The sequence below is a fragment of the Chryseobacterium sp. CFS2 genome, from assembly GCF_036543225.1.
Taxonomy (GTDB): Bacteria; Bacteroidota; Bacteroidia; order Flavobacteriales; family Weeksellaceae; genus Chryseobacterium; species Chryseobacterium culicis_A.
The window spans coordinates 91,811-114,690 of the sequence record NZ_JAZHQU010000011.1 but is presented as its reverse complement, the minus strand read 5'-3'; the positions used below and the strand labels follow the sequence as shown (position 1 = coordinate 114,690).

Genomic DNA, 22,880 nt, shown 5'->3' with positions numbered 1-22,880 from the left:
AAGTCATGTATTTTATAAATGTACATTCACTATCTTTACAAAAATTTAATACAGCTATGTTAAAAGCAGGTTTGGTAGGTGCCGGACACTTGGGAAAAATACATTTAAAACTTCTTAATCAGTCTGATAGATATGAATTTGTAGGTTTCCATGATAAAGATGTTGAAAACGGAAAGAAATTAGAAGCCGAATTCGGGTATACATATTTTGAAAATTTTGATGATTTGTTGGAGCAGATTGACATGCTTGACATTGTGACGCCAACAGTTTATCATTATGATTATGCTTTAAAAGCCATTGAAAAAGGGCTGCATTTTTTTATTGAAAAACCGGTAACCCAGACTCTTGAACAGGCGGAAGAAATCCTTCGTCTGTGCCAGGAAAAAGGAATCAAAGCACAGGTAGGACACGTTGAAAGATACAATCCTGCTTTTATTGCCACTAAGGAATATATCAGCAATCCGATGTTTATTGAAATCCACAGGCTGGCAGAGTTTAATCCACGTGGTACGGATGTTTCTGTGGTATTGGATCTTATGATTCACGATCTTGATATTTTATTAAGTATTGCGAAATCTAAAGTAAAAAATATTCATGCAAGCGGTGTTTGTGTAGTAAGTAAAACTCCGGATATTGCCAATGCAAGAATAGAGTTCGAGAACGGATGTGTGGCGAACCTTACCACTTCCAGAATTTCTATGAAGGCGATGAGAAAAAGCAGATTCTTCCAGAAGGATGCTTATATTTCTGTTGATTTCCTTGAGAAAAAAGCTGAAGTAATCAGAATGAAGGATGCTCCTGAAAGCCCTACTCCATTTGATATGATCATTGAAAATGCAGAAGGAGAAAAGAACCAGATCCTGTTTGAATATCCGAATATCCAGCCTAACAATGCTATTTTGGATGAATTAAATTCTTTCGCAGATGCTATCACAGGCGACAAAAATGTAGAGGTTTCTCTTGAAGATGGAACTGAAGCTTTGAAAGTGGCTTTAGAAATTATGAAACTGATCAGTTAAAAATATACTGTTTTCCTAAACAGTAACAGAGATAATGCTATCTTATTAATCAGAAGAAATTGGTTATGAGATAGCATTTTTAATTTCTAATCTTATTATTGTAAACGTAAAGATTCCATCTTAGCTATGTATTATTTTAAGCAAGCGAAGGTTGAATCGATTAATAATCGATTTGATGAAGCTGTAGTACTCATTCTGTTAATTTCTGCTTGTGTTCTTTAAAACTTGTAATGAAATAAAAACTTTTTATCAATAATTACTGATTTATTAATAAAAAATCCTTTTCAAAATAAAAAAACAATATATTTGAGGAATAATTCAATAAAGTATTGAAAGATTTTGTTTTACATATATGGATATCAGGCAACCTCAATGAACTGAATACAGGTTCAGCTTGTGCTGTCATCATTCATTATAATTTCTAATATTTTCCTATTATTTTAAACCATTGAAACTACTATGAAAAGAGCCATTCTATTATCCGCACTTTTATTGTCTCAATTTGGGACATCACAATTACTGAAGACTTCAGGACAAAAAATCGTTAATGATAAAGGTGAAAATATTCAATTGAAAGGTCTTGGACTTGGCGGTTGGATGCTGCAGGAAGGATATATGCTGAAAACTGCTGATTTTGCAGGAACTCAGTATAAGATTAAAGAGAAAATTGCTGAATTAATTGGCGAAGACGGATTGAATGAGTTCTACAAAGCTTATCTTAAAAATGGAATCACCAAGCAGGATATTGACTTTTTAGCCAAAGCTGGATTCAATTCTATCCGGCTTCCGATGCATTACAATCTTTATACGCTGCCTATTGAAAAAGAACCTGCAAAAGGAAAAGATACATGGCTGGAGGAAGGTTTCAAAATGACTGATGACCTGCTTCAATGGTGTGCTGATAATAAAATTTATCTGATTTTAGACCTTCATGCTGCTCCGGGCGGACAGGGAAACGATGCCAATATTTCTGATAACGATAAGTCAAAACCATCGCTTTGGGCTAATGAGGAGAATCAGAGAAAAACGGTTGCTCTATGGAAAAGGCTGGCTGAACGATATAAGGACAGTCCCTGGATTGGCGGTTATGATCTTATTAATGAACCTAACATCAATTTCACAGGGAAAAATCCGAATGGCACTGATGAAATGTCTAATGCTCCGCTCTGGAAACTTCAGAAGGATATTACAGCAGCCATCAGACAGGTTGATAAAAAGCATCTTATTTTCATTGAAGGAAACGGATGGGGGAATAATTATAACGGATTGCCAGCTCTATGGGATGATAATATGGCGTTCAGTTTCCATAAATACTGGAATTATAATGATGATCAGACGCTGAAATTTGCTCTGGAGCTTAGGGAGAAATACAATATTCCAATCTGGCTTGGAGAAACGGGTGAGAATTCCAATGTCTGGTTTACGGAACTGATCCAGCTTTTGGGTAAACACAACATCGGGTATGCTTTCTGGCCTATGAAAAAGATTGACAATATTGCAGGAATTACCAATGTGAAAACTACTCCTGAATATGAAAAGCTATTGGATTACTGGAAAAACGGTGGTGAAAAACCATCTAAAGAGTATGCTAAAAAAGCTTTACTACAGATTGCCGACAATTATAAGCTGAACAATACGGAAATTAAAAGAGATGTGATTGATGCGATGTTCAGACAGATCACGGATTCCTCCACAAAGCCTTTCAGAAATCATCAGGCTCCTGGAAGAATTTTCGCTTCGGAATATGATTTGGGAAGAATGAGTGCTGCCTATCTTGATAAGGATTTCATTAATCTTTGGGTAAGTGATCCGGCTAAAAGATCAGAATGGAATTCCGGACAACAGATGAGAAATGATGGGGTGGATATTTATCAGTGTAACGACAAGGTTACCAATCAATATTATGTAGGAAAAACAGAATCCGGAGAATGGCTTCAATATACTGTTCAATCAAAAGGAGACAGAACTTATACATTGGATATCCGATATGCAGCAGCCAATGATTCTAAAATAAGAATTGAAACGGCTTCCGGAAAAGTCTTAGCTACAGTATCACTGGCATCCACCGGAGGAAATGAGAACTGGAAAACAGTTTCTGCAAAAAATATCAGCCTTCAGAAAGGGGAAAACAAAATCAGAATTTTCTTTGAAAATGATGGTGCCAATCTGAATTATTTTGAACTAAAATAGTAATAATTATCTTAAATTGCAGCTCTCTTCCGGTCTTTGGAGGAGAGCTTTTTTAATTACATTATTATGAAAAAAACAGCCCTTCTTTTTCTTCTGATTTCAGCATTCACTTTTGCTCAGACATCACTATTGGAACAAAAAATAAATACAATTCTTAAGAACAAAAAAGCTACTGTAGCAGTTTCTGTCTTAGGCTTTGAAAACGGTTTCAAATATGATAAAAATGCAGACAAAAAGCTTCCGATGCAAAGTGTATTTAAATTTCACATTGCAGCAGCAGTTCTGAATTTTGTAGATCAGGGAAAACTTTCCCTGGATCAGAAAGTTCTACTGGACAAGTCCAATTTATTAGAAAATACATGGTCGCCGCTTCGTGATCAATACCCTGGAGGAAATGTTGAAATTCCACTAAGTGAAGTGATTGAATATACGGTTGCCAGAAGTGATAATAACGGCTGTGATATTCTTATCAAATTATTGGGAGGAACCCAGACCGTTCAGAAGTTTATGGATTCAAAAGGAGTAAAAGGATTTCAGATCAAATATAATGAAGAAGCCATGCATAAGGACTGGAATGTTCAGTATGAGAATTACAGCACTACAAAATCTGCAGTTGATGCCCTGAAAAAACTGTATGACGGGAAATTATTATCAAAAAAATCTACGGATTATCTGATGAAAGTTCTGTGGTCTACTTCAACGGGATTAAATAAAATGGTGGAACAACTTCCGAAAAACACTCCTGTCGCAAGAAAAACGGGAGCTTCCGGGAAGAATAAAGCAGGTTTAACGGGGGCAGAAAATGAAATAGGAATCGTTACTTTACCTAATGGCAAACATTATGCATTAGCTGTATTTGTCAGTAATTCAATGGAAACCGATGCGGTGAACTGCAGGATGATTTCGGATATTTCCAGGGAGGTTTGGGAATATTTTAATAAGTAAAATTTTAAGCTTATTTTTAAAGCGATTTAACATGAAAAAAATAATAATAACAACAGCTCTATTGGCTTTCACATTCTTTTATTCGCAGAAGAATCAGAATTATTTAGAGATAAGCTACGGAAGTGTATGCTGTGGTCCTGCATCTGACAAACCTGTCATGAGCTTTCTGAAAGAATTTAAGAATAAAAGCCAGATAAAAAGCATGGAAATCCTGATCCAAAAAGGAAGAGGCAGAGAGGGCGAATATACATTATATGTAGGCACTGATTTTCTTACCAAGAATCAAAAAAAACGACTGGTACGGGGATTAACAGCTGCTGTTTCCAACCAGAACAACAATAAGAAAAGTCAAAGTGTGGGAAATGTTTTCTTTGATTCCACAGCTGTTGTTACACAATCTGAACTTGCAGACGTAAAAAATTTAACTATCTATAAAAAATAAAGGAAAAATGATCAAAAACATTGTAGTTATCGGAGCGGGAACCATGGGAAATGGTATTGCACATACTTTCGCACAAAGCGGTTTTAAAGTAAATCTTGTAGACGTATCCCAGGACGCTTTGGACAGAGGTTTAAAAACCATTACTACCAATCTTGACAGAATCATTGCAAAAGGAAACCTTACAGAGGAGCAAAAAGCTGAAACACTAGGTAACATCACTACTTTTACAGCATTGAATGATGCCGCAGGATCCGCTGATCTTATTGTAGAAGCTGCTACGGAAAATCTTGATCTTAAACTGAAGATTTTTGGTCAGATGGATGAACTGGCTCCTGCCAACTGTATTCTTGCAACCAACACCTCATCTATATCTATTACAAAAATTGCTGCAGCTACCAAAAGAGCTGATAAAGTAATTGGTATGCACTTCATGAACCCGGTTCCTATTATGAAACTGGTAGAAATTATCAAAGGATATTCTACTTCCAAAGAGACTTTTGATTCTATCTATGAAATGAGCAAAACATTGGGTAAAGTTCCTGTAGAAGTGAATGATTATCCTGGTTTTGTAGCCAACAGAATTTTAATGCCTATGATCAATGAGTCTATCGAAACACTTTATAACGGTGTGGCTGGTGTAGAAGAAATTGATACGGTTATGAAATTGGGAATGGCTCATCCGATGGGTCCTCTTCAGCTTGCAGACTTTATTGGTCTTGATGTATGTCTTGCGATCCTGAATGTGATGTATGATGGTTTCAAAAATCCTAAATACGCTCCGAACCCATTGCTTGTAAATATGGTGACAGCCGGAAAATTGGGTGTAAAATCAGGAGAAGGGTTCTACGATTATTCTGAAAGCAAAAAAGCTGAAAAAGTTTCAAAAATGTTTTTGAAGTAATCTTAAATCAATAATTTTAATTATCTTTGAGAAAGTTAAAACATTAAAAAAATGAAATTACCAAAGTTTTTATTAGCAGATAATTCGGAATTTCCAGAGGATCTATTCGTGGTTCATACAGAATATCCAAGATTTATCTTAAACGTTGAGGAAGAAGAAGTTGAGTGGTTAGATGATCTTGAAGGTGATGATGAAGAAACGATGGCAGACGAGGCTACTAAAGTAGTAGAAGCAGCGTTCAAATGGTGCGACGAAGAATTGGCTAAGTACGACGAAGAAGAGGAAGATTAATAACACTCTAAACATAAAAAAGGAACTCAATTGAGTTCCTTTTGTTTTTTTATTCTGATTTTGTGAATTTCAATAGTAAAAGATTGTCTTTATACAATTCTAAAGTATTTCCGGAAATCACATATTTGTTTGCTTTTCCCATCATATCCATAAAGTTCTGCTCTACTCCGATGTTGTTGCACATCATTTTTGTAGATCCCATTTGTCCTGCAGTAAAACTTCCAGTAGACGGATCTATTGTAGCCGCTCCGAAATAGTTATTACATCCTGCATTTCCTGTGATCTTCTCTCCTTCAATGTTCAATGTTGGAACTTTACCTTTTACCGTTTCAGCCAAAGTCCATTTGGTATTGGTAAGAGCAGGCTGAGCTTTTCCTACTTTAGACGCAGACGGACTTGTCATTGATCCACAAGAAGCCAATACTGCAGCGGTACATATACTTAAAAAAAGATTTTTCATTTTTTTCTTTTTGAATTAACCCAAATTTACGGAAATTATATTATTTAAACGGGTTGCCATGAATTTTATTATTCTTTAACAGTTGATATTTTGAATATTTTTCCGGGATTAATTTCAGTTATAAATGCCTTTTTTTGTTTTAATAAGGTTGGAAAATGCTATTTTCTTTTAAACACGAATAACACTAATATTTCCACTAATATCACTAATACGATTCAATAGGAACGGGCTTTAGCCCGTTTTTACTTACAACCAATATTCAATTGGCTTTAGCCGAAACTTACTACATGAATACATTTTTTTTAAAAATTAAAAACAAAAAAACGGACTTTTTGTAAGTCCGTTTTAGTTATAATGAAATAAGTATTTTCAAGTATTAAGATCTCAACTCTGCGTTGAATTCCTTCTGGAAAGCTTTAATCAAAGAGTCCATTACTTCGGTAATCTCTTTTTCTTCCAGTGTTTTTTCTTCGTTTAACAGCTCAAAGCTCATAGCATAAGACTTCTTACCTTCAGGAAGATTTTTCCCTTCATACACGTCGAACAGGTTGATGCTCTTAATGAACGAAGATTTATTCTTTTTAGCAGTCTGATATAAATCCTGATAGTTTACATTTTTATCAATCAATAAAGCAAGGTCTCTTCTGATTTTGTTGAATTTCGGAATGTCTTTGAATTTCAATTCATTTTTAGAACGTAATTCCTGAGCATATTCCAGTTCAATTTCTGCATAGAAACACTCCTGGTCAATATCAAAGTCTTTTAACAAAGCTGGAGCTACTTTTCCGATTCTTACCAACGTTTTACCTTCTGCCTCATATGCCAAAGCATCAGAGAATCTGTCATCAGATAGAGCAACTTCTTTGTAATCTACCGCAAGTCTTTCCAATAAAACTTTTACATAAGCTTTAAGGTTATAGAAACTTACAGCAGACTTTGGCTGAAGCCAGTTTTCAGCAATATCTCTTCCGGAAACCAATAATGCCAATTGTTTTCTTTCTTCGTATTTATCTTTTTTGTGATAAATTTTTCCTAATTCGAAGAATTTAATATCCTGATTCTTTCTGTTGATGTTATAAACTGTATTCTGAAGAAGTCCTTCCAATAAAGACTTTCTCATGAACGCCAAATCACCGCTTAAAGGATTCAATAGTTTTACCGCATCCGTTTCATCTTTTACAGAAGTCAATGAATTGTTCATTACTTCATTGAAGCCAATGCTTTGTAAAGTTCTTGCCCAGTTGTTTTCCAGTTCATCCTGATCGTTAGTACTCAGCTTAACCGGCGTAAATGAAAACTTCTGTGGAGCATCAATTTTATTGTATCCGTAGATTCTTAAAATCTCTTCAATCACATCAATTTCTCTTGTCACATCTGCTCTGTAAGCAGGAACGGAGATTTCAAAACCATTAGGAATTTCATTTAATACCTGAATTTCCAACGCTTTTAAAATTTCCTTTACTTTTTCTCTGTGAATTTTTGTTCCTAAAATCTGCTCAATTTTAGAGAATCTGATAATCACATAGTTATCTTCTATTTTTTTAGGATATTCTTCCAGTAACTCTCCTACTAATTTTCCTTCAGCAATTTCCTGAATCATTTTAATAGCATGAGTGATGGCTGTTCTTGTAAGGTTCGGGTCTACTCCTCTTTCAAATCTGAAAGAAGCATCGGTATTCAAGCTGTGCGCTTTAGCTCCTTTTCTTACAGCAATCGGATTGAAGTAAGCACTTTCAAGGAATATAGTTTTTGTTGTTTCAGATACTCCTGAATTCTCACCACCAAATACTCCGGCAATGCACATTGGCTTATCTTTACCGTCTTTGATCATGATTTCAGAACCATTCAATGTTCTTTCAACACCATCTAAAGTAGTGAACTTTGTTCCCGGTTTTACAACCCCCACTTTCACTTTCTTATCTGCAATTTTATCAGCATCAAATGCGTGAAGCGGCTGTCCGTACCCGTGAAGAATATAGTTGGTAATATCTACAACATTATTGATTGGGCTAAGTCCAATGGCTTTCAGTCTGTCTTTTAACCAAGATGGAGATTCTGCAACTTTTACGTTTTCAATAACAGCTCCGATGTATCTTGGGCACAATTCAGCATCTTCAATTTCCAGTTTGAAATCATGAGTTCCCTCATTATTCAAAACTTCAGAAGCTACTTTATTGAATTGAGATTTCAATTGATTGGTAGAAAGATAGGCATGTAAATCTCTGGCAACACCATAGTGAGACATAGCATCTGTTCTGTTGGGTGTTAATCCGATTTCAAAAACCTCATCATTGGTAAGCTCAAAATAGTCAGCAAAGTTTTTCCCCACTTCATATTTGGTTTCATCAAGCACCATGATTCCTCCGTGATCTTCGCTAAGACCTAATTCATCTTCTGCACAGATCATTCCCTGAGAAACCTCACCTCTGATTTTTGCTTCTTTAATTTCAAAAAAGTTTCCGGTTTTGTCATAGATTTTAGTTCCGACAACGGCTACAGGAACAGTTTGTCCTGCATCTACATTAGGAGCTCCGCAAACAATGTTCAACACTTTTCCGTTTCCTACGTCTACTGTTGTCTTCTTCAGTTTGTCAGCATTAGGATGTTTTTCGCAAGTCAGTACTTTACCTACAACGATTCCTTCCAGGCTGCCTCTTACACTTTCAAATTTATCTATCCCTTCAACCTCAAGACCAATATCTGTAAGGAATTCACCGATTCTTTCAGTTTTTGATTCCGTTTTTACAAAGTCCTTCAGCCAGTTGTTTGATATTTTCATTTGTTAATCTATCTACTTATTTAATTCGTCAGATGAGTTCTAAGATTTCACCTGCTCTATTTTGAAACTTTTATTTGAAATTCCACACCTTATTCCGGTATGATTTTTCGAGCTACAAATGTCGTGTTTTTTTGAGAAATAGAGAAATTTAGAAGCGATTTTAAGATAATAAATTTTCGTTAATCCTTCTGTTACGGATTCGGGAATCTATTGGCCAACGGTCTTACGATCTTCTTCAGGCTGTCAGAAAATAATACCAGCCCTCCGGCCATCATGATAATATCTTTCAAAACCAAACGTCCTGCTCCTGACAAATAGGGAAAACCATACTGAGGAGTCGCATAATCTCCGCCCAGATTGGGTACATATACTTCCGGCGTTGTTATCAGGAATGATAGTGTGACGAATGACATTAAAAATGTTAAAACACCTCCAACGGCTCCTATTTTAGGAAACCAGATTCCTAACAGCACCAAAAATCCGATTATAACAATCATTGATCCCAAACCATAGGAAAAAGTATACGTTCTGTTTTCCTTATGCCAGTCGATGTTTTTCTGGATCACTTTCCCTTCAGGATTTTTATACAGAGTATATTCTGCAACAAGCTTTTTATCTTCATTGAAAACTTTATGATCTGCATTTTTGTAAAAGAAACTCATCAAAGGGCTGTTGGCAACGAAAGGGACAATCCCATCCGCTTCATAATGAAATGCCTTTAAGCCTCCAATCCAGGCCATAACAATGAAAATTGAAATTCTTAGAAAATTGAAAAAGTAAGTATCCAATTGTAATAAATGGCGGTAAATACTGTTGTTCTGCATGTGATTTATTTTTTATCAAAGGTATTCACATGCTTACCGCGCCAACATAGATATTTGAGGACATTACATGGACATTTTCGCCACTACCGAGATTCCCACTTTTTCTCTGTATTTCTTTGGGGAACATCCTACCGATTTTTTGAAATACCTGCTGAAGTAAAACTCATCTGCAAAGCCAAGTTCCGAAGCAATTTCTTTGACAGACCTGTAGGTTAAATGCAACAGTTTTTTAGATTCAAGAATAATTCTTTCATTAATAAGCTGAGTAGGTGTTTTGGCAAACTCCTTCTTTACCGCTTTACTTAATGTATTATTGGTAATGCTCAGTTTGTCACTGTAAAAGGAAAGTTCTTTTTCATTTTTAAAATGGACTTCCAACAGTTTCTGAAATTCTGCAGCATTTTTATTAGGCAGCTTATCATGAGAAACCGTAGTGTTTTCCATACTGCTTTTCTGTTTACTTCCAATAGCAAGAATAAGCTGGATATAGGTTTTGATAATGGATTCCGAGAACGGATGTTTTTCAGATTCTTCTTTTTCAATATGATTAAATAGCTCAAGAATATAATGATAGTTTTTCTCTGACAATTCAATTCCCGGGTTCAGATAAATATTATTGAAAAGCAATCCGTTGCATGCCACCTCTTCTTTATGATATTCTATGCAGTAATAATCACCATGAAAGAAAAGCATATGAACAGTCTCATCAGATTCTAAAGCCAGTTTAACCTTCTGATAAGGGGAAAGAAACAGAATATTATATCCGCTGTAAGAATAGTTGATATCATCTACAGAAAAAACACCAGCTCCTTTCCACAGAATGACACTGTAGTTTTCCGTAGTCAATTCTGAGGGAAAATCTGAGGTATGATAAGACTGTATTTTTATTTCCATGATGAGCAATTTTAAACACTAATGACACTAATGACCCGCAAATAACACGATCCGTATGGTTTTCATTTGTGATTTTTGTGAAAAAATTTGTGTAATTCGTGTTTTAAACAAAAAACATATTTTCTATTCTTTCAGGAATTACCAATATTACATAAAAACAAAAGCCGGAAAATTCCGGCTTTCTATTATTTGTTATCTTAAGATTACAATCCGATTACCGGCATTGATAACATTAAGATATTTTCATTTTCTTCAAGACCGTCAAGAGGTTCGATGATCCCAGGTCTGTTAGGTTGAGACATTTTCATAGTGATATCATCAGATCCTAAGATCGTCAGCATTTCAGTTAAGAATTTAGAGCTGAACCCGATATTGATATCTTCTCCGTTGTAGTCGCAAGGAATCTGCATGTCTGCTTTGTTTGCATATTCAGTATCTTCTGCATGAAGGTGAAGAATATTTCCGGAAAGCTTGAATCTTACCTGATTGGTAGATTTATTAGACATAATAGATGCTCTTTTGATCGCTCCTAGTAATAAGTTTCTGTTGATTGTCAATACATTTGGATTTTCTTTTGGAATTACCGCTGTATAGTTAGGATATTTTCCGTCAATCAGTCTACAGATCCAGATATGCTTACCAAAAGTAAACTTAGCCATATTCTCATTGAAGTCGATGGTAACGTCTTCATTGGAACTAGCCAGGATATTTTTGAAAATGTTAAGAGGCTTTTTAGGCATGATAAACTCCATTGGTTCGGCATTCATCAGATCTGCTCTTTTGTACACCACCAATCTGTGGGAGTCTGTAGAAACGAAATTGGTTTCGTTTTCTCCAAACTGGAAAAGAACTCCTGTCATTACCGGACGAAGAGAGTCGTTACTTGTAGCGAATAGTGTGTTTGTCAAAGCTTCAGACAACACTCCTGCCGGCATCGTTACGCTTTGTGAAGCGTCAAATTCTGGCAATTCAGGATAGTCATCAGCATTGTCTAATGCTACTGCGAAATTATCTTTTTCATCTAAAATCTCAAGCTGGCTTCCCGTTCCTTCCGCATTGTCTTTTACAACAAATGTTAAAGGCTGTTCACCATATGTCTTGATAAAATCCTGAAAAATTTTAGCAGGAACAGCAAATTTACCTGTATCATCAGACTTTACTTCCAGAGAAGTAACAAGAGTTGTCTCGCCGTCAGATGCTGTAATGGTAACATTATTTCCGTCTAATTCAAAAAGATAGTTTTCTAAAATCGGTCTCGATTGAGAGCTTGATATTACGCCACTTACAGTTTGCAACGCCTTCTGCAGTTCACCACTTGAAATAATAAATTTCATAGATTTATAAAATAAGTTTCTACAAATATAATAAATAGATACAACAAAGAAAAGAATAATATAGAGGAGTTTTTCACAAAGATCCTTAATTTGTTTTGAGCCTTGACATTATGCTTGTATTTCTTCGGAGATTCATTTTTTTATCAAAATACAAAGACTATCTTTGTCTGAAAAGTTCAAAATCATGCAAAAACCTCCTATCCATAAAAGTTTTCTCAATGCTTTCAGGGGTATTTTTCTGATGATTAAAACGGAAAGAAATTTCCAGATTGAGCTTCTGGTATTTTTTGTGAATCTCTTTTTTATTTTTTATTTCAGACTGAGTAATACAGATGCTGCATTGGTTTTCATCGCTTCATTTGCTGTTTTAAGTGCCGAAATTTTCAATACAGCCATTGAAAAGATCTGTGATATCATTCAGCCTAATTTCGACAAAAGAATCGGCTTTATTAAAGATATTTCTGCTGGAGCTGTAATGCTGACAGCCATTGCATCCGTGATTGTCGGAATTCTGGTGTACTGGAAATATGTTTTTAGATAAAGAAATCTGAAACATTGCTTGCAAATACTTAGGTTACATGTTTGACCACCCCGTCAAAAATTCTTTGAATTTTTGCCACCCCTCCGAGGGATGGGAATGTCACATCTTCAGTTCAAACAATTGCAAAAGCAAGAGATTTTTCTGCGTTTTATTTCACAGCAATTAAAATATCAACTTCTGCATCTGAAGGATTTTGTGCTTTTTCTCCATAGATTTCAAAATCGGCTGTAAATATTCTTCCTAAATCCATTTGCCAGATTTTCAACCATTCATTGATAACAAGATCTTTTGACAGATCTCCTTTTGCTGTAAATTTCACATATGCTCCACCCTCAAAAGAATAGCCTACCATTCCTTCCGGAATAGTGTCAAGATTTTCTACTTTACACCCAAGAACTGTGGTATAAGGCCTGGTATGGTCTTTTTCGTAATCCGTATAGATAGAGTAAATAGTATGGTCTATTTTATTCGGAATTGCATTGAGAATATCCTCGCTTATCATTTTTTCCCATAATACCGGAATATCTTTTCCTGCCTGTCCATTCTCATTAGTGGTTCTTACTGAAATACCGATTACCTTAAAAGGTTCTACTTTCACGTTATTCATTTCTTGATTTTTTGTTATAAGACAAAGATAAGGACAGGTTGTGACAAGGGTATGTCAGGAGGTTTTTAAAGTTTTGGCTAAAGCCAATGGATTTGTGTTTTTTAGAATGAGTGGGCTTTAGCCCACTCCTATTGAATGCCTTTGTAAATTAAAAATAATGTTTATTGAGATTGCTTCGCTTTGCTCGCAATGACTATTTCCCGACATAGATAAATCCATTCTTCCCGGATTTAAAAACAGTTTCTATCCTTTTATAATCATCCACTTCGTATTCATCTGCCTGAAGAATTTCTGCTTCTGTCACTTCAAAAAGTACTCCTTCTACCTGATCGCTGTCATTTCCTGAAAACTTCAGAACCGGATGGTATTTCTGACCGCTTTTTCGCAGTACTTCCGGATCTGTAATTTCAAGCATATTTAATCTGTAGCCGGATAAAATATCTTTTTCACCTTGTAAAAGTCTTCCAAAGGTTTCCATTTGAACCTGCTCTTTCTGCAGGGTTCCGTAAGAAAATAAATGGGGCATTATAAATGTTTTTCAATGATTGGGATTGCGATTTCGGCCATCATTCCATAGCCTTTTTCATTCGGGTGTACACCGTCTGATGAAAGCAGGATCTCTTTATCATCCAGGAAGGCGGAATAAAAATCAATATACGTCAAAGAGTCTTCGGCTGCAATATTTTTCAGAATCTGATTATAAGCAACGACATCTTCATTGATTCTTTTTTTACCAGAACTCACCACAACTCCATCTATTTTTTGAGAGAAAGGGAGAATGCTTACAAGATAAATCTCATTGGAGAATCGTCTGGCATGTTCAACAGCTTTTTTAATATTGCTTCTAAATTTTTCAGGATTTACCATCTGTATTCCCTCCTTCATAGCCAGATCATTGGCTCCGTAGCTTAGAAAAACAATATTTCCATCAGGGGAATTTCTTGCGTCTAATTCGTGAGGAATCCTTTTCAGTAAACCTTCCGTAGTTTCTCCTCCTATTCCGAGATTGAAGAGAATCAGTTCATCTCCATTTCCTTCGTGAAATTTCTGCAGAGCATATCTTTTCAAAATATCTACCCAACCTCCAAAAACGCCATCATATTCCCCATAGGTAATGCTGTCACCGAAGAACAGCCCGTAAATAATTTTCTTCATTCCACTTTTATTGTTTCCTGTTTTTTGTTGAAGTAAAAATAGTAAGAAAAATGATTAATGTCTTTTAGCTTGCATAGTTTTTAACGCAAAAGGCTCTAAGTGTTTATATTAATTTTATTTTTTTCGTTCACAAAGGCGTTTCACTCAGCAATAGACAAACTGATGCTCTAGCTGAAAGAAGTGATTTAAACCGTTAAGATTTTTGAAGAGGTGAAGAATAATTAAGACAATTGCTAAAGATATTACGAAGCAAAATCCTTTATTCATCAGCAATGAATCTTAACTTGTCTTAAAAACTTCACTATTCTTAATGGTTAAATATTTATTCTGCTTTTTAACGAAGATTTTATTGTTATTATGTTGATTCCAGGAAGCAAAGAGAGAATCAACAAGTTGATTTTATGAAGCTGATGTAACACTCTAATTATAAAACTATTGAACCATTAAGATTTCATAAGGAATGAAGAATTATTAAGATAAAAGCTAAAGCTCTTATTAAGCAGACTGTTTTATTCATCGTTGATGAATCTTAACTTGTCTTAAAATCTTTACTGTTCTTAATGGTTTAAGATTCTCATTACTCATCATTCCAACCTCAACGTAATATTGGTATGTGATTCTATAATCTCAATTAGAATATCAAAAAGGGTCTGTCCTTTTCCTTCAGTCAAATCATCTAATTTTTGCTGAATCAATTCTGTGTTGAAAGGTTTTCCCTGTCTGATTTTATTTTCGTAGAATTCACGTGTGGCAGTAAAGCCCAGATCTTCTTTTGATTTCTGTGATTCTTTCCAGATAATTTCAATTTCTTCTTTATTTTCAAATACTCCGAAACCACCGTATAGAATATCATCGAAGCCATCCAGCGTTCCTACTTTCCAATCCACATCTTTCATCAGAACGTTGGAAACTTCTTCATAGAAACCTCCTAAAGATGAAAAATGACCGCCATGGATGACGATCATTTTTCTTGTATTATTATTTGAAGTATTCAACTCCATTTTTGAATATGTTGTGATAATTCGCGGTAGGTATATTTTTCATGAGACCTTCTGCAAATCGTTCCGGGTGACCCATTCTTCCGTAGATTTTTCCACATGGGCTGGTAACTCCTTCTATTCCGAATAATGAGTTATTCGGGTTGAACGGCATCCCGTGGGCGATGTTTCCATCAAAGTCTATATATTGGGTTGCAATCTGCCCATTTTCATACAGCTTTTTGATCTCTTCTTCTGACGCCATGAAACGTCCTTCTCCGTGAGAAATCGGAATAGTGAAAGTTTGACCTTTCATTCCTTTTAACCAAGGGCTTTCATCATTCACTACCTGTACAGTTACCATCTGAGAGATGTGTCTTCTGATAGCATTGTGAGCTAATGTCGGAGAATTCTCATCCAGATCTTTGATTCTTCCGTAAGGCAGCAATCCTGATTTCACAAGCGCCTGGAATCCGTTACAGATCCCGATGATCATCCCGTCTCTGTCTAATAATTCGTGTACTGCATTTTTCATTTTCTCGTTTTTCAGAACGTTAACAATGAATTTTGCAGAACCATCCGGCTCGTCTCCTGCGGAGAAACCTCCTGAGAATGCCAGAATCTGAGAAGTTCTGATCTCTTCAACCCAAGCATCAATGCTTTCGTCCAGTAACTGGTGGTTGATATTGATCAAAGGCAAGCTGCTTACTACGGCACCTTCTTTCTGGAATGCATTCAGCGTATCATACTCACAGTTGGTTCCCGGGAATACCGGAGCAAAAACTTTAGGCTGTGCAATTCTGTGTTTTTTAATGATAATATTTCTTGGGTGGATTGAATTTGATTTTTCATCAATTTCAACCGTGATCTTTTCTTTTTCTACTGTCGGGAAAAGGTTCTCGAATGTATTGGTATTAGCAGATACAAGATCTACGATATTGGATTCAAGACCGTTGATCTTTACCATACCAGAATCTTTTACTTCTCCAATCAACTGAAGAGCAGCAAAGCTTAATTCTTCTTTTGCTTCAATGATTAAGCTACCGATATTTTTAGCTAATACTACATTTTCATCAGCATTAACCTCAGCACCTAATCTGTTTCCGAAGCTCATTTTTGCCAGTGCCACCGCAAGGCCTCCTTCTTTTACTGTTTTTACAGAAACGATTTTTCCTGCTTTGATGTTTTCGAAAATGAATTCAAAAACGTCTTTTAAAGCATTATAGTTTGGAAGTCCGCTTTCCTGAGCAACATGATTGAAGAAATACAGTTTGTTTCCTGCATTTTTCAGTTCAGGAGAGATGATATTTTCTTTATCTCCGTTGGCACATGCAAAAGAAATCAGGGTTGGTGGTACATTCAGATCCTGATATGTTCCACTCATGGAATCTTTACCTCCGATCGCTGCAAGACCTAAATTGATCTGAGCATCATAAGCTCCTAAAAGTGAAGCTAAAGGTTTCCCCCATTTCTCAGGATTCTGCCCTAATTTTTCGAAGTATTCCTGGAAGCTTAGTCTGATGTTTTTGTAATCACCTCCCATGGCAACAATCTTCGCAACACTTTCTACTACAGCATATGATGATCCTAATAGTGAGTTTTGTTTTGAAATTTCTGCATCAAATCCCCAGCTTGCCAAAGAAACGGTTTTAATATCTTTTGCTCCTAAAATCGGTAGTGTCTGTACACTTCCTTCCATCAGGGTTTGTTGGTATTTTCCACCTAAAGGCATGGCTACTGTAGTTGCTCCAATGGAAGAGTCAAACATTTCCAATAGCCCTTTTTGGGAAGCTACATTTTTATCTTTTAAGATGTTCAGGAAGCTTTCTGCGGTGAAAGCTTTCGTTTCTTCTTTTACGTCTTCAAGGTGAGTGATTTTCACTTCCTGAGATTTTGAACATCCGTTGGTATCTAAGAAAGCTCTTGAAAGGTCTACAATTTTGTCTCCTTTCCAGAACATCTGCATTCTTCCGGAATCTGTTACTTTTGCCACTTCTACGGCAACAATGTTTTCAGCTTCACAGAATTTGATGAATTTTTCTTTATCCTGAGGATCTACAACTACCGCCATTCTTTCCTGAGATTCAGAAATAGCCAGTTCGGTTCCGTTCAATCCTTCATATTTCAATGGTAATACATCAAGGTTCACTTCTAAAGAGTCTGCAATTTCACCGATGGCTACAGAAACACCTCCTGCTCCGAAGTCGTTTGACTTTTTAATCAACTTGGTTACTTCAGGATTTCTGAACAGTCTCTGAATTTTACGTTCTTCTACCGCATTTCCTTTCTGAACTTCAGAACTCATGGTGTGGATTGAAGTCTCGTCCTGCTCTTTTGAGCTTCCGCTTGCTCCTCCTACTCCGTCACGACCTGTTGCTCCTCCTAAGATAATGATAGAGTCACCGTTTTCAGGCTTCTCACGTCTTACCCAGTCTACAGGAACAGCTCCGGTAACGAAACCTACTTCCATTCTTTTCGCCTTATAACCTTCGTCATAGATTTCAGAAACCATTGTGGTAGCAAGACCAATCTGGTTACCATAAGATGAATATCCGTTGGCAGCCTGTTTTGTAATCGTTTTCTGAGGTAATTTCCCTGGTAATGTTTGGTCTACTGATTCTAAAACGTCTGCAGCCCCTGTTAATCTCATCGCCTGGAAAACGAAAGATCTTCCGGATAATGGATCTCTGATGGCTCCTCCCAAACACGTTGATGCTCCACCAAACGGTTCAATTTCTGTAGGGTGATTGTGTGTTTCGTTTTTGAATAATAAATACCAGGGTTCTTTTTTACCATCGTATTCAGCTTCGATCTGGATGGTACATGCATTGATCTCATCAGAAATGACAAGGTTATCCAGATTCCCTGTTTTATGGAAATATTTACCGCATACTGTTGCCAGATCCATTAATGAAATTGGCTTCAGCTCACGGCCTAAGAATTTTCTTTTTTCGATATAGTCATTGAAGATCGTTTCCAATGTGTGTTTGAACTGACCTTCAAACTGAATGTCTGACAATTCTGTTTCAAAAGTCGTGTGACGACAGTGGTCACTCCAATAGGTGTCTAATACTTTAAGTTCTGTTTCCGTAGGATTTCTCTCTTCAGTCTTGAAATATTCCTGAATGAATTTCAGGTCATCCAATCCTAATGCAAAACCATGATTGTTATAGAAACTCTCCAGTTCAGCATCATTGAAATTGATGAAATTTTCGTGGATGATTACTTTTGACGGGGTTTCATCTGCAGGAATATCCAAAATAGATAAGTCTTTTTCCTGAGATTCTACTTTGTTGATCAAAAGGTCTTTGATTTTAACCAAGTCAGCTTCAGAAACTCCTTCAAATTCGATCAGTTTTCCACTTCTTACTTTTGATTTTTCATTTTCTGTCAGCAAAGCGATACACTGCTGTGCAGAATCTGCTCTCTGATCATACTGTCCTGGCAAAAACTCCATTCCGAAATGAATAGCTTTTGCAGGGTTTTCTGTATGTAAAATATCAGTAACAGGGTCTACGAAAGTGTTGTTCACCACTTTTTCAAATTCTCCGTCATTCAAATTGAAAATATCATATACATTGTATACTTTCACGCTTTGAACAGCCGGAACCACCGCTTTTACTTCATCAAAAATTTTTGGACTTTCAACATCGAAAATTCCTCTTTTTTCTACGAAAATTCTTTTGTTATTAGACATTAGATGTCAGATTTTTAATATTAGATTTATTTTTTATTTTCAAATTTATTTCTTGCTATCTCTATTGAACGATGCAATTTTTCAAGCAAAACTTTTTCAGAAGGTAAGATAAGTAAATATTCTGCTACTTTTATATTATCTCCTTCCAGATTCATGAGTTCTATATGTTCGGAATTTTTCCCGGAACAAAGGATTAAACCAATGGGCGGGTTTTCACCTTCTACTTTTTCATATTTATTAAGATATGAGAGATAAAGCTCCATTTGCCCTTTATGGCTTGCTTCAAATTCACCTAATTTCAGTTCGATAACGACTAAAGATTTTAGTTTCCTATGATAGAAAAGTAAATCCAGGTAATAATCTCTGTTATCTATTGTGATTCTTTTTTGTCTTGAAAGAAAGGCAAAATCACTTCCTAATTCAGAAATGAACTTTTGTAGTTCCACAATAATGGCTTCTTCTAAATCTTTTTCAGAAAAGGTATCTTTCAATTCTAAAAAATCAAGAAAATAGGGATCTTTAAAAACTAAGTCAGGGTTTAAAATATTATTTTCAGACCAGTTTTTCAGTTCTTTATCTATTATTTCTTCGGGCTTTTTGCTTATTGCTGTTCGTTCAAAAAGCAGAGAATTGATTTTTTCTCTCAAGACTCTGACACTCCAATTTTCAATTTTACAAACTTCAAGATAAAAGTTTCTTTTAGTATCTTGAGAAATAGGAATAAGGAGTAGAAAATGAGTCCACGATAATTGTCGCATCGCTGATGCGACAATATTAAAATCACTGAAAACAGACGCAAACTGCATCATTTTCCGGATATTTTTTTCAGAAAATGAATTTCCAAATTCTAACGTAAGTTGCTGAGAGATTTGTACAATAACTTCTTTGCCATACTCTGCTCTCTTATTATCTAAAACATCTTCATTTATTCTTTTTCCTATTTCCCAGTACAAAACCACCATTGCCGAGTTTACCTGAGCTGCAACCTGACTTCTTGTCTTGTCTACCAGCTCCTTAAGATCTGTCATTAATTGTTGATGATTTTGATTCTGTAACATTATTAAAAATTAGATGTCAGATTTTTAATATTAGATTTATTTTTCTTTTTACTTTTTCTAAGCTAAAGTTTTTTTCTTTAAACCCATCTATATTGGAAATTTTTGAGAGAAATATTTCCCTCTAACCATTATTCTGTACAAATTTAAAGGAATAAGTCGTATTTTCTTCAAATTTGACCTATGGAATTTCCAAATTTATTTTATTTGTTTATAAACTTATTAGGATTGTCCTTATGTTCTTTCTGAAAGTTCTCTGCATTTTTTATTTCTTCTTTCAACCAGTTTTCAAAAGGAATTTTCTTTTCATTAAAATCCTCAATCGCATAAAATGTTTTCCCATCTTCTGAAACCAGGAATTTGAAGCGGTAAAGCATATCCAAATCCTTTTTCTTCCAATTATAAGTATTCACCTGATAATAGGGAAAGTTTTCTTTTGGCCTTTCTACAATTTCAAAAAACAGATTCTTTTCTTTTTCAGACAGTTTATTGTAAAAATTTACATAATAAAGATCTGAAAGCTTTTTCTTCTGTTTTTCAAAGAACTGAAGGACATTCTTCTCTTTTTCATTGTATTGAAAAGGATTCGGGTAGTATTTCCCGTCTATTTCAACATCCTGCTCTGTTGGTTTCGCCAATGGCTGAATGATTTGCCCTTTGACGTTCATCACACCCCATTTTCCACCTACGATGGATCTGTGCTCGTCATTTGTTTTTTCCCAGTCACAGCCGTCACAAAAGGTGGCGTATCCGTAATTAAAAGGAAATGCAAAGTCATGCTCAGCTCTAATAACAGTATTCCCGTTTCGGTCTGCAAATCCTACTTTACCATTTTTAACCAATCTTCTTAGTCCTTCAGAGAAATAATCTGCTCCATTGTCATAAAGGAATGGCTGATACAGAAATTTACCTTTTCTGTCGTACACATATCCCCATGCATTTTTTTCTGACTTTTCACCTTCTTTACTGCCATCAAAAAGAATTGTTTCTCCTTCTACAGGATCTCCATCTTTTAGGAATGAAAAGATTTTGAACTGTGCCGGAACAATTATTTTTCCGGCCTTATCTTTTACTCCAACTAAAGAATCTTTGGATTTAAAATAATGTAAATCCCCTTTAGTCTGAGAAAAAGAAATGATTGGTGCTAACAGAATGGTTAATAGTAGTTTTTTCATATTATTTGGAGTGGGAAATAAAATATGCAGCCCAAAAGACTGCATATTGTTTTATACTTTAAGATCAGCTTCCAATCCTATTAAGTCTTTGTTTTGGTCTATAATCGGCTGCACTTCATTTTTGATGAATTCCTCCGTCTGGATTGGCGCGAAACCAATAAAGTTTTTAGGATCTAAAACTTCTTTCAGTTTTGATTTGTCTAGTTTTAAAGAATCATCGTTTAAGATTCTTTCGATAAGATCATTCTCTTTTCCTTCTTCTTTCACTTTCTTGGAAGCTTCCATCGAGTGAACTCTGATCACTTCGTGAATCTCCTGGCGGTCACCACCAGCTTTCACTTCTTCCATGATGATATATTCAGTCGCCATGAAAGGAAGTTCTTCCATAATGTGTTTGTTGATTCTGTTTGGATAAACAACAATTCCGTTCATGATGTTATTCCAGATTAATAGGATTGCATCCACCGCTAAAAATGCCTGAGGAATTGTTAATCTCTTATTTGCAGAGTCATCCAATGTTCTTTCAAACCATTGTGTGGAAGCTACCATTGCAGAACTTGTTGTCAAAGACATTACGTATTTTGCCAACGCCCCGATTCTTTCGCTTCTCATTGGGTTACGTTTGTATGCCATTGCAGAGGAACCGATCTGGTTTTTCTCGAATGGTTCTTCAATTTCCTTAAGGTTTTGAAGTAAACGTAAATCGTTTGTGAATTTGTGCGCAGATTGTGCAATATTTCCTAATAAAGCAACTACTTTCGCATCAATTTTTCTATCGTAAGTCTGTCCGGAAACTCCGAAAACTTTTTCGAAACCGAATCTTTTTGAAAGTTCTTTATCTAAATGTTTTACTTTAGAATAATCACCGTTGAAAAGTTCAAGGAAGCTTGCAGCAGTTCCTGTAGTTCCTTTTACCCCTCTGAAACGAAGAGTTTCAAGAAAGAAATCCAGTTCTTCGATGTCAAGAACCAAACTCTGTAACCAAAGTGTTGCTCTTTTCCCAACTGTTGTCAACTGAGCCGGCTGGAAGTGAGTAAATCCTAAAGTAGGAAGATCTTTATACTGAATTGCAAAATCCGAAAGATTCTTCATCACGTTCACCAACTTTTTCTTTAGGATTAAAAGTCCGTCACGGATCTGAATTAAATCTGTATTGTCTCCTACAAAAGCTGAAGTTGCTCCAAGGTGGATAATTCCTTTTGCTGAAGGCGCCACATCACCATAGGCGTGAACGTGAGCCATTACATCATGACGGAATTTTTTTTCGTACTCTGCTGCTTTTACGTAATCGATATTTTCAGCATTAGCTTTCAATTCTGCAATCTGCTCATCTGTGATATCAAGACCAAGGTCTTTTTCGATCTCAGCAAGAGCTATCCAAAGCTTTCTCCAATTCTGGAATTTGTTATTGTGCGAGAAGTTAAATAACATTTCTTCACTGGAGTAGCGTTCTTCCAATGGATTTTTGTAGGAATTCATTCGTTCTTTTACTTTTTAGATGTACAAAAATACGGTTTTTCGGTGAGAGATAAAAATCTTGCTTTTATGATTTTTCAACCATATCCTGAATCAAATAAAGAGTTTTCATTTATAC

The 22,880-nt window shown here is 35.6% G+C and carries 20 protein-coding genes; 7 read left to right on the top strand and 13 right to left on the bottom strand.

The features are described from left to right. The first annotated feature begins 56 nt into the window (after positions 1–56). The 6 genes from ODR02_RS21390 (at position 57) to ODR02_RS21365 (ending at position 5,788) form a co-directional block, all read left to right on the top strand. Positions 57–1,019, top strand: a complete 963-nt coding sequence (locus ODR02_RS21390) for a Gfo/Idh/MocA family protein (RefSeq protein WP_309513497.1) — start codon at positions 57–59, stop codon at positions 1,017–1,019. A 459-nt stretch (positions 1,020–1,478) separates the two neighbouring features. Continuing rightward, the gene (locus tag ODR02_RS21385; RefSeq protein WP_309513496.1) at positions 1,479–3,209 is read left to right on the top strand and encodes a cellulase family glycosylhydrolase; all 1,731 of its coding nucleotides are present in this window, start codon (positions 1,479–1,481) and stop codon (positions 3,207–3,209) included. Between the two features lie 66 nt (positions 3,210–3,275). Continuing rightward, complete coding sequence (gene bla-A / locus ODR02_RS21380; protein WP_309513495.1) at positions 3,276–4,154, top strand: CGA/CIA family class A beta-lactamase; 879 nt, start codon at positions 3,276–3,278, stop codon at positions 4,152–4,154. 31 nt (positions 4,155–4,185) lie between these two features. After that, positions 4,186–4,596 carry a hypothetical protein gene (locus ODR02_RS21375; RefSeq protein ID WP_105680641.1) on the top strand — a complete coding sequence of 137 codons (411 nt, stop codon included), beginning with the start codon at positions 4,186–4,188 and terminating at the stop codon, positions 4,594–4,596. Between the two features lie 10 nt (positions 4,597–4,606). After that, complete coding sequence (locus ODR02_RS21370; protein ID WP_185126801.1) at positions 4,607–5,497, top strand: 3-hydroxybutyryl-CoA dehydrogenase; 891 nt, start codon at positions 4,607–4,609, stop codon at positions 5,495–5,497. Between the two features lie 51 nt (positions 5,498–5,548). Beyond that, on the top strand, positions 5,549–5,788 hold the full coding sequence (locus ODR02_RS21365; protein WP_002977986.1) for a hypothetical protein: 240 nt from the start codon (positions 5,549–5,551) through the stop codon (positions 5,786–5,788). 49 nt (positions 5,789–5,837) lie between these two features. On the opposite strand, the gene ODR02_RS21360 is transcribed toward ODR02_RS21365, so the two are convergent. The 5 genes from ODR02_RS21360 to dnaN form a co-directional block, all read right to left on the bottom strand. Next, complete coding sequence (locus ODR02_RS21360) at positions 5,838–6,248, bottom strand: META domain-containing protein (protein ID WP_209783969.1); 411 nt, start codon at positions 6,246–6,248, stop codon at positions 5,838–5,840. 376 nt (positions 6,249–6,624) lie between these two features. Further along, positions 6,625–9,027, bottom strand: a complete 2,403-nt coding sequence (gene pheT / locus ODR02_RS21355) for a phenylalanine--tRNA ligase subunit beta (RefSeq protein WP_309513494.1) — start codon at positions 9,025–9,027, stop codon at positions 6,625–6,627. A gap of 191 nt (positions 9,028–9,218) precedes the next feature. Further along, the gene (locus tag ODR02_RS21350; RefSeq protein WP_309513493.1) at positions 9,219–9,851 is read right to left on the bottom strand and encodes a DUF417 family protein; all 633 of its coding nucleotides are present in this window, start codon (positions 9,849–9,851) and stop codon (positions 9,219–9,221) included. Between the two features lie 63 nt (positions 9,852–9,914). Then, positions 9,915–10,745, bottom strand: a complete 831-nt coding sequence (locus ODR02_RS21345) for an AraC family transcriptional regulator (RefSeq protein WP_309513492.1) — start codon at positions 10,743–10,745, stop codon at positions 9,915–9,917. 203 nt (positions 10,746–10,948) lie between these two features. Next, on the bottom strand, positions 10,949–12,079 hold the full coding sequence (gene dnaN / locus ODR02_RS21340) for a DNA polymerase III subunit beta (protein WP_034699704.1): 1,131 nt from the start codon (positions 12,077–12,079) through the stop codon (positions 10,949–10,951). Between the two features lie 184 nt (positions 12,080–12,263). Between dnaN and ODR02_RS21335 the strand changes: the two genes are divergently transcribed. After that, on the top strand, positions 12,264–12,620 hold the full coding sequence (locus ODR02_RS21335) for a diacylglycerol kinase family protein (RefSeq protein ID WP_309513491.1): 357 nt from the start codon (positions 12,264–12,266) through the stop codon (positions 12,618–12,620). Between the two features lie 148 nt (positions 12,621–12,768). On the opposite strand, the gene ODR02_RS21330 is transcribed toward ODR02_RS21335, so the two are convergent. From ODR02_RS21330 to purB, 8 genes are all read right to left on the bottom strand, one after another. Further along, positions 12,769–13,227, bottom strand: coding sequence for a GyrI-like domain-containing protein (locus tag ODR02_RS21330; protein ID WP_309513490.1), 459 nt, complete (start codon positions 13,225–13,227; stop codon positions 12,769–12,771). 193 nt (positions 13,228–13,420) lie between these two features. Next, positions 13,421–13,753, bottom strand: coding sequence for a gamma-glutamylcyclotransferase family protein (locus tag ODR02_RS21325; RefSeq protein ID WP_309513489.1), 333 nt, complete (start codon positions 13,751–13,753; stop codon positions 13,421–13,423). Next, positions 13,753–14,382, bottom strand: coding sequence for an SGNH/GDSL hydrolase family protein (locus tag ODR02_RS21320; RefSeq protein WP_309513488.1), 630 nt, complete (start codon positions 14,380–14,382; stop codon positions 13,753–13,755). Before ODR02_RS21320 ends, ODR02_RS21325 begins: the two co-directional genes overlap by 1 nt. A 584-nt stretch (positions 14,383–14,966) precedes the next feature. Next, positions 14,967–15,383 carry a ribonuclease inhibitor gene (locus ODR02_RS21315; protein WP_309513487.1) on the bottom strand — a complete coding sequence of 139 codons (417 nt, stop codon included), beginning with the start codon at positions 15,381–15,383 and terminating at the stop codon, positions 14,967–14,969. Further along, positions 15,361–19,056: a phosphoribosylformylglycinamidine synthase gene (locus ODR02_RS21310; protein ID WP_309513486.1), complete on the bottom strand. Its 3,696-nt coding sequence runs from the start codon at positions 19,054–19,056 to the stop codon at positions 15,361–15,363. The genes ODR02_RS21315 and ODR02_RS21310 overlap by 23 nt, the downstream gene beginning before the upstream one ends. 26 nt (positions 19,057–19,082) lie before the next feature. Next, on the bottom strand, positions 19,083–20,084 hold the full coding sequence (locus tag ODR02_RS21305; protein WP_309513485.1) for a PDDEXK nuclease domain-containing protein: 1,002 nt from the start codon (positions 20,082–20,084) through the stop codon (positions 19,083–19,085). Between the two features lie 230 nt (positions 20,085–20,314). After that, positions 20,315–21,286, bottom strand: coding sequence for a WG repeat-containing protein (locus ODR02_RS21300; RefSeq protein WP_309513484.1), 972 nt, complete (start codon positions 21,284–21,286; stop codon positions 20,315–20,317). A gap of 51 nt (positions 21,287–21,337) precedes the next feature. Continuing rightward, the gene (purB, locus tag ODR02_RS21295) at positions 21,338–22,765 is read right to left on the bottom strand and encodes an adenylosuccinate lyase (RefSeq protein ID WP_076597264.1); all 1,428 of its coding nucleotides are present in this window, start codon (positions 22,763–22,765) and stop codon (positions 21,338–21,340) included. Between the last annotated feature and the right edge of the window lie 115 nt (positions 22,766–22,880).

Bases quoted from the DNA above. Each gene is read 5' to 3' on its own strand.
- ODR02_RS21390 (WP_309513497.1), top strand. From the start codon at position 57: ATGTTAAAAGCAGGTTTGGTAGGTGCCGGACACTTGGGAAAAATACAT.
- ODR02_RS21385 (WP_309513496.1), top strand. From the start codon at position 1,479: ATGAAAAGAGCCATTCTATTATCCGCACTTTTATTGTCTCAATTTGGG.
- bla-A (WP_309513495.1), top strand. From the start codon at position 3,276: ATGAAAAAAACAGCCCTTCTTTTTCTTCTGATTTCAGCATTCACTTTT.
- ODR02_RS21375 (WP_105680641.1), top strand. From the start codon at position 4,186: ATGAAAAAAATAATAATAACAACAGCTCTATTGGCTTTCACATTCTTT.
- ODR02_RS21365 (WP_002977986.1), top strand. From the start codon at position 5,549: ATGAAATTACCAAAGTTTTTATTAGCAGATAATTCGGAATTTCCAGAG.
- ODR02_RS21360 (WP_209783969.1), bottom strand. From the start codon at position 6,248: ATGAAAAATCTTTTTTTAAGTATATGTACCGCTGCAGTATTGGCTTCT.
- pheT (WP_309513494.1), bottom strand. From the start codon at position 9,027: ATGAAAATATCAAACAACTGGCTGAAGGACTTTGTAAAAACGGAATCA.
- ODR02_RS21350 (WP_309513493.1), bottom strand. From the start codon at position 9,851: ATGCAGAACAACAGTATTTACCGCCATTTATTACAATTGGATACTTAC.
- ODR02_RS21345 (WP_309513492.1), bottom strand. From the start codon at position 10,745: ATGGAAATAAAAATACAGTCTTATCATACCTCAGATTTTCCCTCAGAA.
- dnaN (WP_034699704.1), bottom strand. From the start codon at position 12,079: ATGAAATTTATTATTTCAAGTGGTGAACTGCAGAAGGCGTTGCAAACT.
- ODR02_RS21335 (WP_309513491.1), top strand. From the start codon at position 12,264: ATGCAAAAACCTCCTATCCATAAAAGTTTTCTCAATGCTTTCAGGGGT.
- ODR02_RS21330 (WP_309513490.1), bottom strand. From the start codon at position 13,227: ATGAATAACGTGAAAGTAGAACCTTTTAAGGTAATCGGTATTTCAGTA.
- ODR02_RS21325 (WP_309513489.1), bottom strand. From the start codon at position 13,753: ATGCCCCATTTATTTTCTTACGGAACCCTGCAGAAAGAGCAGGTTCAA.
- ODR02_RS21320 (WP_309513488.1), bottom strand. From the start codon at position 14,382: ATGAAGAAAATTATTTACGGGCTGTTCTTCGGTGACAGCATTACCTAT.
- ODR02_RS21315 (WP_309513487.1), bottom strand. From the start codon at position 15,383: ATGGAGTTGAATACTTCAAATAATAATACAAGAAAAATGATCGTCATC.
- ODR02_RS21310 (WP_309513486.1), bottom strand. From the start codon at position 19,056: ATGTCTAATAACAAAAGAATTTTCGTAGAAAAAAGAGGAATTTTCGAT.
- ODR02_RS21305 (WP_309513485.1), bottom strand. From the start codon at position 20,084: ATGACAGATCTTAAGGAGCTGGTAGACAAGACAAGAAGTCAGGTTGCA.
- ODR02_RS21300 (WP_309513484.1), bottom strand. From the start codon at position 21,286: ATGAAAAAACTACTATTAACCATTCTGTTAGCACCAATCATTTCTTTT.
- purB (WP_076597264.1), bottom strand. From the start codon at position 22,765: ATGAATTCCTACAAAAATCCATTGGAAGAACGCTACTCCAGTGAAGAA.